This is a genomic window from Chryseobacterium sp. JV274 (genome assembly GCF_903969135.1).
Taxonomy (GTDB): domain Bacteria; phylum Bacteroidota; class Bacteroidia; order Flavobacteriales; family Weeksellaceae; genus Chryseobacterium.
The window spans coordinates 418661-430862 of record NZ_LR824569.1; the positions used below are offsets into that span (position 1 = coordinate 418661).

The window sequence follows — 12202 nt, forward strand, 5'->3', positions numbered from 1 at the left end:
ACTGTGTTTATCAAATTATCCTTTTTAATTTTGAACCATCAATTAAAAGTTTCGATACAATGATAACAAAACAAATATCAAAAGATGAAAATATAAGCGGATGGATCAACGGCTTTATAGGGGTAGTATTATTTAGCGGTGGTTTGCCTGCTACCAAATTAGCTGTCATGGAAATGAGTCCGACCTTTGTGACGATAGTTCGTGCAGCTGTGGCAGGGATATTAGCTCTTATCGTATTATGGCTGGGTAAAGAAAAACGTCCCGTTAAAGAGCAGTTAATTCCTTTGCTCTTGGTTTCTCTTGGCTGCGTGGTAGGTTTTCCGCTTTTGTCAGCACTGGCTCTTCAATACCTTACTTCGGCTCATTCTATTGTATTTTTGGGAATGCTTCCTTTGGCAACCGCTATATTCGGAGTTTTCCGTGGGGGTGAGAGGCCTCATCCTATATTTTGGTTTTTCTCCATTGTTGGAAGTCTTTTAGTGATTGGATATGCAGTTTCACAAGGAATATCTGCTTCACCCATTGGCGATATTCTGATGTTGCTGGCAGTTATTTTATGCGGTATGGGCTATGCTGAAGGGGCAAAATTATCCAAAACATTAGGGGGCTGGCAGGTGATTTCCTGGGCTTTGGTACTGGCATTGCCTGTTATGATTCCTTTATTCTTTATTTATTTCCCTGAGGATATTGGGAGTGTTAGTTTCCAGGGATGGTTTGGAATGGCTTATATTTCTCTTTTCAGTATGTTCATTGGTTTTATATTCTGGTATAAAGGATTGGCGCAGGGTGGTATTGCTACTGTGGGACAGCTCCAGCTGCTTCAGCCTTTCTTTGGCCTTGCATTGGCTGCCTGGCTTCTTCATGAGCAGGTGAGTATGGGAATGCTGGGTGTGACAGTAGGAGTGATATTATGTGTTGTAGGAACTAAGAAATTTGCGAAATAATTAAAAATATATTGAGAATGACAACCCAATAATTCTTTTGGAACTCCATATAGAAAGCCCCGTTTCATACAGAAACCGGGCTTTTGCTTTAATAATCAAAGCGTTGTGTTGAATTGCAGTGTTTTTTGATTGCAAAATATTGTGTATAAAGCTGATTTTTTGATGAGTTTAGATCAATAAGCTTAAAATTGATTGAAATTAATGATTTATTTAACTTTATTTAACATTATGGCCAATAATTAAGGTGCGGTTTTTGCATGCAGTTAGAAATCGATTGCCAATACTATTTTTACTGAGACTAAGAGGATAGGAAGAAGAAAACAATTCCAAAAAAGGCTATTATGGTTATCGACGAAAATATTTTGATTTCAGCGGGAGCAGAAACGAGACATTATACCCCTTCAGAAACTATTTTCCGTGAAGGGGACATTAGTAATTACTATTACCAGATTATTAAAGGAGAGGTAAAACTCAATAATTATAATGAGGAAGGGAGAGAATTTATTCAAAATATTTTATCTGACGGAGAAAGTTGTGGAGAATCTATACTTTTTATAGAAAAACCTTATCCTATGAATGCTGAAGCCATTACAGAATGTACTGTTTTAAGGCTTCATAAAACTCTTTTTTTTAATTTACTGAACCAATCTCCGGAATTATACATGGAAGTAAGTAACTTCCTTTCCGAACGACTTTATTATAAATTTGTCATGATGCAGAATCTCTCGTCTCAAAATCCTTCTATACGGCTGAGGGGATTAATGGATTATCTTAAAAGTTCTCAAAAGGATCTGACTCCTTATTCTTTTTTGGTTCCGTTAACGAGACAGCAGATGGCAAGCCTTACAGGTCTGTGTGTGGAAACGGCTATAAGAACCATCAAACATATGGAAAGAGATAAAATTGTGAGAATTGAAAATCGTAAAATTTTATACTAATCTAATTTAAAGCATACTATTTGTAAATTTTTTTTTATTTAAAAACTAGTGAAGTTATGAAGACAATAAGCTGCATGAATATTGATGAAAATCTTCTGTACTCTTTTGGTGCAGAAGACAAAGACTATAAAAAACAGGAATCAGTTTTTAGAGAAGAGGATCATGCATTATATTATTTTCAGATTGGTGAAGGAAAAGTAAAATTGAATAATTATAATGAAAACGGAAAAGAATTCATTCATAATATTCTGGGCAAAAAACAGAGCTTTGGAGAAGCAATGCTTTTTCTCAATCAGGATTATCCAATCAATGCTATATGTCTTGATGATTCCCGAATAATAAGACTTCCCAAAAATAATTTCTTTGAAATGATCAGGCAGCATCCGGATCTTTCTCTGGAAATGAATGCCTGCCTTTCACAGGAAATTTTTTATAAATTAAAAATGATGCAGAGCCTTGCATCGCAAAACCCTATGCAGAGGCTGAAAGGGTTACTGGATTATCTTAAAAGCTATCATGATGAAGACTGTCACCAGTGTTTCCATATTGCATTTACACGTCAGCAGATTGCCAATCTTACAGGCCTGCGTGTGGAAACAGTGATCAGAACTTTAAAAAAAATGGAAAAAGAAGGGAGCATCACTTTAAAAGACCGCAAAATTTTATATTAATATTCGATTAACATGACTCAGGTCATAAAAAAGTGAATTATTCTGACGTATATTTGGTAAAGAATTATTCGATACCATTCCTAAGACCTCAATAAAGGCACGCAAAAAGCATTTGCTTTTATCATCATTTTAAAATTACCGAGACTCAATTGTTTCCGTCTAATATTAGTCACGGGCTGCAATACACATCACTAAATAGTAATAGTAAAAATTCAGTTATGAACACTAGAAATTCAAGAAAATCGTAGTTCAAAAGGCCAGACATCCTACAGATTCGGAGGCAGACATAATTCATAATTCTTTTTCCGGGATTGCCTTTTTAGACCTATATAAAGAGGTAATCCCATTAATACAAACACCATTTACACCATGCCCAATAAAATATTAGAAACCAATAATTCAGTTTCTGCCACCCAGAAAAGAACTGCAGATAAGACGACTGTCAACAAGGATGAAATGAAAAATGCCCCGCTTCACAAATTCTTTGTAAGTGCCCTGAAAGATATTTATTATGCTGAAAATGCCATTCTTGAAGCATTGGAAAAAATGCAGGAAGCCGCTACCACCGCAGAACTGAAGGATGCCTTTGAAGATCACCATCTTCAGACCCAAAAGCATGTAAAACGTCTGGAAAAAGTTTTTAAACTTATTGATGAAAAGCCCGAAAAAAAGGAATGCAAGGCTATAAAAGGAATCATTGAAGAAGGTGAAGAAGTCATCAAATCTACAGAAGATGGCTCTGCAACAAGAGATGCTGCATTAATTATTGCTGCACAAAAAGTAGAACATTACGAAATTGCAACGTATGGCGGACTTGCACAGCTTGCGATTACCATGGGACATGATAAAGCCGCCAATCTCCTTGAAAGAACACTTCAGGAAGAAGAAAACACCGACTCGCATCTTACAGATATTGCAGAAGCATCCATCAATTTTGATGCAGAACAGGAAGATTAAAAGTATACAATAAGCCATGTAGCTTGTTCTACATGGCTTGTTTCAACCATGAAATCAAAATATATGGATGGCCAGAAAATAATAAAAACGCTGAGACACAAAGATTTTATAAAAATCACCCACTCAGGAACATGTTTTGGGGACGGAGCAGCAATCTATGCCAAAGAAATAAAAGAAAATATATTTCTTTTATTCATTATCCTGAAAGATATTGATATTGAAAGTATACAGGCATTAATTGCTCATTTTGACTGCTTCAACAGTATCGGATTAAAAGAGCCGGAACAGATCATGTTTTATCTGTCTATCAAAGATAAAAATGACCTCCATTATTTTGAGCAATATTTAAAAGCTTCTCATAACTAATACCTTTTTTGAATATGATATTTGAAAACGACACTTTACAACATTCAGGGTTGAATGATAAAAATAATGCTCTAGAAAATGAGTCTTTATTTCCGCTTATTATCAATTCTTACGGAGTTACAGCTTTTCTGATCAAATCATTGGAAAAGATTAAAAACAATGCTCAGTGTGAGGTTCTGAAAAGAGTAATAGATGCTTATATGGAAGAATATATCCTTCATATCCGTGAGTTTCATACCAAAAACAGCATGGAAAGCACTGATATGGATGATGAAATAAGATTTGAATCCCCGGATTTCACTTTGTATGCTAAAACAGCCTACTATAAAGTACTGAAGGAGGAAGAATATATCAACAGGCTTCTTGAAATTCTGGAAAAAAAGGCAGATTAATTCTGCAGAATATTTCCTTATCTCACTGCTTTGAACACCAACCACAAAAAGATTATGAATATGGAAACCAACAAACACAACAAAAAAGCAGAACAGCTGGATGTACATAGTACTTCCAATGAAAATGAAAAACTGACCACCAATCAGGGTTTAAAGATTAATAATAATCAGGATTCTTTAAAAGCCGGAGAACGCGGCCCTTCATTACTGGAAGATTTTATTCTGAGAGAAAAGATTACCCACTTTGATCACGAAAGGATTCCCGAAAGAGTAGTGCATGCAAGAGGTTCCGGTGCCCATGGCGTTTTTAAACTTAACAAAAGCCTTGCAGCCTATACCAAAGCAAAATTTTTAACAGAACTGGGAAAAGAAACACCTGTTTTTGTAAGATTTTCAACTGTAGCAGGAAGTAAAGGGAGTACAGATCTCGCAAGAGATGCAAGAGGTTTTGCGGTGAAATTCTATACTGATGAAGGAAATTATGATTTGGTGGCCAATAATATACCTGTGTTTTTTATTCAGGATGCTATGAAATTTCCGGACCTTGTACACGCTGTAAAACCGGAACCAGATAATGAAATTCCGCAGGCCGCTTCGGCACATGATACATTTTGGGATTTTATTTCACTCATGCCTGAAAGTATGCACATGATTATGTGGGTGATGAGCGACAGAGCTATTCCGAGAAGTCTGAGAATGATGGAAGGCTTCGGGGTACATTCTTTCAAATTCATTAATGAGGAAGGAAAAGTACATTTTGTGAAATTTCATTTTAAACCAAAATTGGGAGTACACTCTGTAGCCTGGAACGAAGCTCAGATTATTTCAGGAGTAGATTCTGATTTTCACAAAAGAGACCTTTGGGAAGCCATTGAAAACGGTGATTATCCTGAATGGGATTTTGGTGTACAGCTGATTCCTGAAGAAGACGAGCACAAATTTGATTTTGATCTTCTTGATCCTACCAAACTGGTTCCTGAAGAAGAAGTGCCCGTAGAAATGGTAGGAACATTAACCCTGAACAAAAATCCGGATAATTTCTTTGCAGAAACGGAACAGGTAGCTTTTCATCCCGGACATATCATTCCCGGAATAGATTTCACGAATGACCCGCTGCTGCAGGGAAGATTATTTTCATATACTGATACTCAGCTGTCAAGACTGGGATCACCCAATTTCCATGAAATCCCGATTAACAGGTCTATCAATACCGTTTATAATAATCAAAGGGACGGACACATGAGACAGCAGATTGTCAAAGGAAAAACGAGCTATGAACCCAATTCCATAGGAGGTGGATGTCCTTTTCAGGCGATGATGTCTGAAGGAGGTTTTGCTTCCCAGCAGGAAAGAGTTTCTGGGGTAAAGATCAGGAAAAGAAGCAAAAGCTTTGTAGATCATTATTCACAGGCTAAACTATTCTACAACAGCCAGTCGACACCGGAAAAAACTCACCTTCAGAATGCATTGATCTTTGAATTGTCTAAAGTGAATCGTCCTGAAATTAGAGAAAGAATGGTAGGGCAGCTGGCTTTTATTGATATGTCTTTGGCCTGGAGGGTTGCAGAAAAATTAGGGGTAGAAGTCAAAAAATTAGAATGGCCCAACCAAAGTTTGCCGGCAGACAGTAATATTGTAGAGCTTCAGAGCGAAGAAAGGGACCCTAATACAAAAACTTCTGATGCTTTAAGCATGAGACATACCGTTAAGAATACGATTAAAAGCAGAAAAATAGGATTTATTCTGGCCAATGGTGCTGATGGAGGAGCTGTCAGCGATCTTAAGGCAAAACTTGAAGCAGAAGGTGCCAAAGTTGAATTGATTGCGCCAAGTCTTGCTCATATAAAAACCAATGACGGCACAGACCTGACCCCGAAACATTCTCTGACCAATACAGCCAGTGTCTGTTTTGATGCACTTTATATCTGTTCAGGTGCGGATTCGGTAAAAGAACTGATGATTTCAGAAAATAAACATCATGTGCTGCACTTTATCAATGAAGCTTACAGACATTGTAAGGCAATTTATTTCGGTACAGATACACAGGCTCTTTATCATCATTCTAATGTATCAGCCAAACAACATGATGATCCTGGAATCATTACATGGGAAGATGGAAATCCTGCAGATAAATTTATTAATGCTATTGCCCAACACAGAGTATGGGATCTTGAAATGGAGAGAAATTCATAAGTATTAAAATACCTTTCACACCATATTAATATTTGGGTTTTGAAAGCTGCTGTTTTATTCATTCAGCAGCTTTTTGAACCTCTCTTTTTCATTTCCTCAAGCTAATTTTAAACCTCATTCAAAATATAATATTATGGAATTTCAACAAAATCTTCTTGAATATATAAGCCAGTCATTCATGACCATTGACGAGACCATTTCCGTTGCAGAAAGTGTTACTTCAGGATGTTTACAGCTGGCTTTCTCACAGATGCCTAATGCTTCTATGTTCTATAAAGGAGGCATGACAACCTATTCTTTACCGGAAAAAGTAAGACTATTAAAAGTCAACAGACAGGAAGCTGAAGAATGTGACTGTGTTTCAGAAAATGTTGCAGAGACCATGGCATTAAACGTTGCAAGGCTCTACGAATCGGATTGGTCTATTGCCACAACCGGCTACTGTACACCGAACCGGAGTTCCGGCTATAAAATTTTTGCATATTTCTCATTTTCCTATAAAGGGGAGATCATTCTGACTAAAAAGCTTGAACTTCACCCAAAAACACAAGCCCTGAATGCCCAGCTGTATTATACGGAATTTATTCTGGGATGTTTTAAAAGTGAGCTCAACAGGCTTTTAATCTTAAAATAAAATACTATCAGGTCTGAAGAATACACTTTTTGCAGCGATGACCAACCTTTAAAGTGACAATACCTCATACTGAAACTCATTAGTTTTTATTGATTTTTGGCTTTACCTGCATGATGGCAAAATAGGATGATGTGAAGGCGGAGAGACTTTGATAGCCTACTTTATAAGCAACTTCACTTAAAGTATATTGTCTGGTATCGATCAGCTCTATGCTTTTTAAAATCCTTGTCAGCTGCAGGTATTTTTGCAGGGTAATTCCGGTTTCATTTTTAAAAATCCGCTGAAGGCTCCTTACAGACATTTGTGCTTTTCCAGCTAATGAATCAATATCCAGGTTATATTTAAAATGAACATTGATATCATTACATACAGGAATCAATCTGGTATCCGTAGGAACAGGGATCTCTAGTCCGCTGCTTTCTTTGCAGAAGTTGGGAAGGCTTTTTAAAATAGCTTTGAAAAATAGGTCCTGTTCTTCATTTTCATCCAATGACTGGTTCCATTTTGAAGCATACAAAAGCATTTCTTTTAGAACAGGAGGAACGGCAAATACCTGTACATTCTGATAAAATTCATCTTCAAAAACAGACTTGAACAGAAAAACCATCAGATTCACCGTTTGTGCTTCAGAAGTTATTTTGTGGGCTTTTTCAGACGGAATCCAGATGACATGATGCTGCGGAACAAGATAAATCTTCCTGTCGATATGGAAATATTGGTAACCTTCTTCCACAAATGTAAGCTGGGCACGGTTATGCTGATGTTCATAGTCATCATGTTTCCAGTTTTTTTCACACCATACATAAGCTTCTTTTTCGATGGAATCTACAAACTGGCTTTCTGTTTTTTCAATCAGTCCACATTTCATATTGTCGTTTTGTATGTATATTTTGGCAAATTTAATAAAAACGACAATAGTAATTTTGTATAATCAAGATAACAGACATTAAAAAAGAATTATCGCAACAAAAAATATTAACTTATATCTTATTCTGAATGAAAAAATTATGTCTTTTTTTTATTTTAATTTTATTATCTAATATCACCAACATCATGGCACAAAATAAAGCTAAAATACTTGTTCTTATCCATTCTGATAATGGCGGAACCTATGAACTGGCCAAAGAGATTGCCAAAGGCATTGAAAGCGAAAATAATGCAGTTCCTTATATCAAATTAGTCAAAGCTTCCCAACATCCCAATCTGAAAAATCTGTCTGTAGCAACGGCAGATGAACTGACAAACTACGATGGAATTGCTTTTGGTTCACCGGTTTATTTCGGGAATATCAGTACAGGAATGAGTGAATTTTTATCTAAAACCGTTCAGCTTTGGACCAATCACGCTTTGGAAGGAGTTCCGGCTACTGTTTTTATGTCAGCGGGGAGCGGAGCAGGAAAGGAGCTTGCACTTCAGGCATTCTGGAACAGTCTTGCTGTCCACGGAATGGTATTGGTGTCTAACGGAATTCGTGGAACAGAAGAGCTAAACAAAGCTATTCCACAGGGAAATACAGTTTTAGGAGTGACAAGTATGGCTTCTTTAAAAGATGTGGAGAGACCTACCAAAGGAGAACGGAATATTGCTGAGCTTCAAGGGAAAAACTTTGCAAAAATAGCATTGGCTCTGAAAGATACCCGCCCGAAAAAAAGCGCGCCTATCGCTGAAACTCATCAGGACTTTAATGAAATACTGAGACAAAAAAATATTATACTTCCACAGGTTCCTAAACCCGCAGGAAACTATCAGCCGTTTGTCCGTTCCGGAAATCTGGTATTTATTAATCAGGTTGCTTTGAAAGATGGAAAAATTCTCAATCCGGGAAAATTGGGCGTTGAAGTGAATGAACAACAGGTAAAAGACGCTACAAAGGTGACTATGCTGAACGTTATTTCCGTATTGAAAGAAGCTGTGGGAGGAGATTTGAGCAGAGTAAAGCAATGTGTGCAGCTTACAGGAATTTTTAATACAAAAGACGATTATACAAAACATGCAGATTTGATGAATATTGCTTCTGATCTGGCCGTTGAAGTTTTCGGAGATAAAGGAAAACATGCCAGAGCGACTTTTGGAGCATCTTCAATTCCGGTGAATTCTTCGGTTGAAATTCAGGCGGTCTTTGAAGTAGAATAAATTTCAAATAAAATCTGTGGCTATACTCTAATCACAGATTTTGTCATTATGCTCTGTAAAGATTAAAAAAACTTAGCAAAAACCTCTGAAATAACTGGAATACTTTGCTCCAGCTGCTCTTCAGAAAGCGCCCCGTAGCTTAACCTGAATCCGTTCACATGATTCTGGCTGTATTGTTTCGGGTGAATGATCTTAATATTCTTTTCCAATAACTGAGCGGTTACAGCATTCCAATCCAGTTTAACTTTTGGAGTGATCCAGAAAGCAAGACCGCCTTCAGGCAATGTAAAGTCTGCAATGCCTTTCATATGTTTGATCAGCAGTTCAAATACAAAATCTCTTTTATTTTTATAATGGATGGTTGCTTTTTTGATGTGTTTTTTTACAGCCCCTTCTTTGATCAGCTGCAGAACAGCCTGCTCCATGATTACATCTCCATGTACATCGATAATCTTTCTCAAATCACCAATTCTTTGCAATAGTTCCTGATTTTTTGTTGCCAGATAACCGATCCTTAAAGCGGGCGCAACAACCTTGCTTAAAGTTCCGATGTATACATAATGCTGAAGTTCCGGAAAACTTGAAATCGGCAGGATAGGGCGGTAACCGAAATGAAATTCATTGTCATAATCATCTTCAATGATTGTGATATTATATTGGTTTGATAATTCAATAAGTCTCAATCTTCTTGACAAACTTAGAGTAACTGTTGTAGGATATTGTCTGTGGGGAGTAATATATATCGCTTTTATGTTCTGATGTTTTGTCAAAAGCTTTTCAATAGCTTCAATATTGATTCCTTCTTTATCCACAGGTACAGGCAAAAGCTGTGCTCCTGCATATTTAAAAGCCTGCCATGCGGGCTGATAACCCGGATCTTCCACAATAACGTTGTCACCGGAGGTTAAAAGAGTCTGAGCGGTCAGAAACATACCCATCTGGCTTCCTCTTGTAATGGAAATTTCATTTTCATTAATGTGCATTCCACGCTGATGATTCAGCATCTGAGAGATCATTTTACGGAATTCCGTGTCACCATGCTCGTTTCCATATCCCATCATCTGCCACTTGGCTTTAATGCTGAAAATCTGTCTGTAAGCCCTTGCCAGCTCCGTTACCGGCGCAATTTTACTGTCCGGATGGCCATCATCAAAGTTGATTAACATTCCTCCGGAAATAATCTGCTGATTCAAAGAACCATGTGTGTTAGTTGCATTTTTCTCATGCAAAGGAGGAAGGCTTTCAGAAACAAAAATTCCTTTCCGCTCTTTGGAAACCACCCATTCTTCATTAATCAGAACCTGATAAGCTTCTACAACAGTATTTCTGTTGACTTTTAGAGTCTGAGCAAGATTTCGGCTTCCGGGAAGTGCATCTCCGGCTTTTAATCTTCCTGAACGGATATCGCTAATGATTGTATCTGCAATCTGTAGATAAACGGCTTTAGCAAGCTTTTTATCAATTTCTAATTCTAATTTCCAAGGTCGAAGCATCTGGACTATCTATTTATGTAAAAACTGAATCATTTGAATGGTCCAAATATAAAATAATTTTGTCATGCAATAAAGCACAAAACCATAATAATTTAAAAATCATGGATAAGAAACAATTCAGTTCTAAAGATTTTCACGAAACTTTTGCAAGACCAAAGTATGTAAAACCAAGTCATTTGATTCATAAAAATGTAGAAAATGCAGGAGAGCACAATCAGTTTTCAACAGAAAGGAAACACCCGGTTTTCTTTGTAGATCTTCCAAGTAAGAATGTAAGTATGACGATTGGCGGACTCACTCCCGGACAGCAAACCAACAGACACCGTCATACTTATGAAACCGTATTATTTGTGATCGAAGGGAAAGGCTGGACAGAAGTAGAAGATGAAAGGGTGCATTGGGAAGCTGGAGATGCCGTATATATTCCTTCGTGGGCATGGCACAAGCATCAGAATCTTAGCGACACAGAACCAGCCAAATATATTGCCTGCGAAAATGCTCCTCAGCTGCAGAATCTGGGTGTTGCGTTGAGAGAAGAGGAAGGCAGAGACCTTTAATATCAGGATTTTAAATTTTAAATCAGCAAAACATGAAAAATGTTCCATTTAAAGGGATTATTGCCTATCCCATAACACCTTTTGATGAAAATGAAAAAGTAAATATTCCTCTTTTCAAACATCTGGTAGAAAGACTGGTTACTTCCGGAAGTCACGGAATTGCTCCATTGGGGAGTACAGGGGTAATGCCTTACTTATCTGATGAAGAAAAAGAAGAAGTAACGGAAGCTACTTTACAGCAGGTAAAAGGAAGAATTCCGACGCTGGTGGGAGTTTCCAATCTTACAACGGAAAAAACAATTCACCATGCTCAGTTTGCAGAAAAAGCAGGCGCTGATGCGGTGATGATTATCCCAATGAGTTACTGGAAACTTACAGATGATGAAATTGTAACTCATTATGACGCGGTAGCCCGTAAAATTTCTATTCCGATTATGGCCTATAACAATCCTGCAACGAGTGGAGTAGACATGTCACCAGCCTTATTGAAAAGACTCCTTGAAATTCCTAATGTAACAATGATTAAGGAAAGTACAGGAGATATTCAAAGGATGCACTTTTTAAGAAGAGAATTGGGAGAGGAAGTGGCATTCTATAACGGTTCTAATCCTTTGGCACTGGCCGCCTTTTGTGCCGGAGCAAGAGGTTGGTGTACCGCTGCACCGAATCTTATCCCAGAGCTTACTATCAGTCTTTACAACGCCATTGAGGAAGGGAATCTTGAAAAAGCAAAAACTATTTTCTACCAGCAGTTTGACCTTTTAAAATTTATTGTCAATAAAGGATTGCCAAGAGCTGTAAAATCAGGGCTTACGATTCTGAGTGAAAACGGCGGAAATTTGAGAAGTCCTTTAAAACCTCTTCAGGAAAAAGAGACTGAAGAATTAAAAAATATTATTAAAACCCTTGTTAATTAATACAATC

13 protein-coding genes are annotated in these 12202 nt (G+C 37.3%); 11 read left to right on the top strand and 2 right to left on the bottom strand.

Going from position 1 to position 12202, the window contains the following annotated elements:
• Positions 1–59 precede the first annotated feature (59 nt).
• From CHRYMOREF3P_RS01950 to CHRYMOREF3P_RS01985, 8 genes are all read left to right on the top strand, one after another.
• Entirely contained in the window at positions 60–944 is an 885-nt protein-coding gene (locus tag CHRYMOREF3P_RS01950) for a DMT family transporter (RefSeq protein WP_077417486.1), read from the top strand.
• Between the two features lie 341 nt (positions 945–1285).
• Positions 1286–1882, top strand: coding sequence for a Crp/Fnr family transcriptional regulator (locus CHRYMOREF3P_RS01955; RefSeq protein ID WP_077417484.1), 597 nt, complete (start codon positions 1286–1288; stop codon positions 1880–1882).
• Between the two features lie 56 nt (positions 1883–1938).
• On the top strand, positions 1939–2553 hold the full coding sequence (locus tag CHRYMOREF3P_RS01960) for a Crp/Fnr family transcriptional regulator (RefSeq protein ID WP_232538945.1): 615 nt from the start codon (positions 1939–1941) through the stop codon (positions 2551–2553).
• 369 nt (positions 2554–2922) lie between these two features.
• Positions 2923–3510: a ferritin-like domain-containing protein gene (locus CHRYMOREF3P_RS01965; RefSeq protein ID WP_180563719.1), complete on the top strand. Its 588-nt coding sequence runs from the start codon at positions 2923–2925 to the stop codon at positions 3508–3510.
• Positions 3511–3558: 48 nt separating this feature from the next.
• Positions 3559–3876 carry a hypothetical protein gene (locus CHRYMOREF3P_RS01970; protein WP_077417481.1) on the top strand — a complete coding sequence of 106 codons (318 nt, stop codon included), beginning with the start codon at positions 3559–3561 and terminating at the stop codon, positions 3874–3876.
• Positions 3877–3890: 14 nt separating this feature from the next.
• Complete coding sequence (locus tag CHRYMOREF3P_RS01975) at positions 3891–4268, top strand: hypothetical protein (RefSeq protein WP_077417479.1); 378 nt, start codon at positions 3891–3893, stop codon at positions 4266–4268.
• 54 nt (positions 4269–4322) lie between these two features.
• On the top strand, positions 4323–6461 hold the full coding sequence (locus CHRYMOREF3P_RS01980) for a catalase (protein WP_180563720.1): 2139 nt from the start codon (positions 4323–4325) through the stop codon (positions 6459–6461).
• A 133-nt stretch (positions 6462–6594) separates the two neighbouring features.
• Complete coding sequence (locus CHRYMOREF3P_RS01985; RefSeq protein ID WP_180563721.1) at positions 6595–7095, top strand: CinA family protein; 501 nt, start codon at positions 6595–6597, stop codon at positions 7093–7095.
• A 79-nt stretch (positions 7096–7174) separates the two neighbouring features.
• Here the strand turns inward: CHRYMOREF3P_RS01985 and CHRYMOREF3P_RS01990 are convergent, their stop codons facing one another.
• On the bottom strand, positions 7175–7963 hold the full coding sequence (locus CHRYMOREF3P_RS01990) for an AraC family transcriptional regulator (protein WP_198424124.1): 789 nt from the start codon (positions 7961–7963) through the stop codon (positions 7175–7177).
• A 128-nt stretch (positions 7964–8091) separates the two neighbouring features.
• Between CHRYMOREF3P_RS01990 and CHRYMOREF3P_RS01995 the strand changes: the two genes are divergently transcribed.
• Positions 8092–9228 (top strand): Atu1372/SO_1960 family protein, encoded by a 1137-nt coding sequence (locus CHRYMOREF3P_RS01995; RefSeq protein ID WP_180563722.1) that lies wholly within the window; start codon positions 8092–8094, stop codon positions 9226–9228.
• A 62-nt stretch (positions 9229–9290) separates the two neighbouring features.
• Here the strand turns inward: CHRYMOREF3P_RS01995 and CHRYMOREF3P_RS02000 are convergent, their stop codons facing one another.
• Positions 9291–10721, bottom strand: a complete 1431-nt coding sequence (locus CHRYMOREF3P_RS02000) for a PLP-dependent aminotransferase family protein (RefSeq protein ID WP_180563723.1) — start codon at positions 10719–10721, stop codon at positions 9291–9293.
• A gap of 101 nt (positions 10722–10822) precedes the next feature.
• On the opposite strand from CHRYMOREF3P_RS02000, the gene CHRYMOREF3P_RS02005 reads away from it, so the two are divergent.
• Positions 10823–11278 carry a cupin domain-containing protein gene (locus CHRYMOREF3P_RS02005; RefSeq protein ID WP_034698222.1) on the top strand — a complete coding sequence of 152 codons (456 nt, stop codon included), beginning with the start codon at positions 10823–10825 and terminating at the stop codon, positions 11276–11278.
• 32 nt (positions 11279–11310) lie between these two features.
• Positions 11311–12195 carry a dihydrodipicolinate synthase family protein gene (locus tag CHRYMOREF3P_RS02010; RefSeq protein WP_180563724.1) on the top strand — a complete coding sequence of 295 codons (885 nt, stop codon included), beginning with the start codon at positions 11311–11313 and terminating at the stop codon, positions 12193–12195.
• Positions 12196–12202: the final 7 nt, after the last annotated feature.

Excerpts from the sequence above, each read along its gene's own strand:
- CHRYMOREF3P_RS01950 (WP_077417486.1), top strand. The coding sequence starts at position 60 with ATGATAACAAAACAAATATCAAAAGATGAAAATATAAGCGGATGGATC.
- CHRYMOREF3P_RS01955 (WP_077417484.1), top strand. The coding sequence starts at position 1,286 with ATGGTTATCGACGAAAATATTTTGATTTCAGCGGGAGCAGAAACGAGA.
- CHRYMOREF3P_RS01960 (WP_232538945.1), top strand. The coding sequence starts at position 1,939 with ATGAAGACAATAAGCTGCATGAATATTGATGAAAATCTTCTGTACTCT.
- CHRYMOREF3P_RS01965 (WP_180563719.1), top strand. The coding sequence starts at position 2,923 with ATGCCCAATAAAATATTAGAAACCAATAATTCAGTTTCTGCCACCCAG.
- CHRYMOREF3P_RS01970 (WP_077417481.1), top strand. The coding sequence starts at position 3,559 with ATGAAATCAAAATATATGGATGGCCAGAAAATAATAAAAACGCTGAGA.
- CHRYMOREF3P_RS01975 (WP_077417479.1), top strand. The coding sequence starts at position 3,891 with ATGATATTTGAAAACGACACTTTACAACATTCAGGGTTGAATGATAAA.
- CHRYMOREF3P_RS01980 (WP_180563720.1), top strand. The coding sequence starts at position 4,323 with ATGAATATGGAAACCAACAAACACAACAAAAAAGCAGAACAGCTGGAT.
- CHRYMOREF3P_RS01985 (WP_180563721.1), top strand. The coding sequence starts at position 6,595 with ATGGAATTTCAACAAAATCTTCTTGAATATATAAGCCAGTCATTCATG.
- CHRYMOREF3P_RS01990 (WP_198424124.1), bottom strand. The coding sequence starts at position 7,963 with ATGAAATGTGGACTGATTGAAAAAACAGAAAGCCAGTTTGTAGATTCC.
- CHRYMOREF3P_RS01995 (WP_180563722.1), top strand. The coding sequence starts at position 8,092 with ATGAAAAAATTATGTCTTTTTTTTATTTTAATTTTATTATCTAATATC.
- CHRYMOREF3P_RS02000 (WP_180563723.1), bottom strand. The coding sequence starts at position 10,721 with ATGCTTCGACCTTGGAAATTAGAATTAGAAATTGATAAAAAGCTTGCT.
- CHRYMOREF3P_RS02005 (WP_034698222.1), top strand. The coding sequence starts at position 10,823 with ATGGATAAGAAACAATTCAGTTCTAAAGATTTTCACGAAACTTTTGCA.
- CHRYMOREF3P_RS02010 (WP_180563724.1), top strand. The coding sequence starts at position 11,311 with ATGAAAAATGTTCCATTTAAAGGGATTATTGCCTATCCCATAACACCT.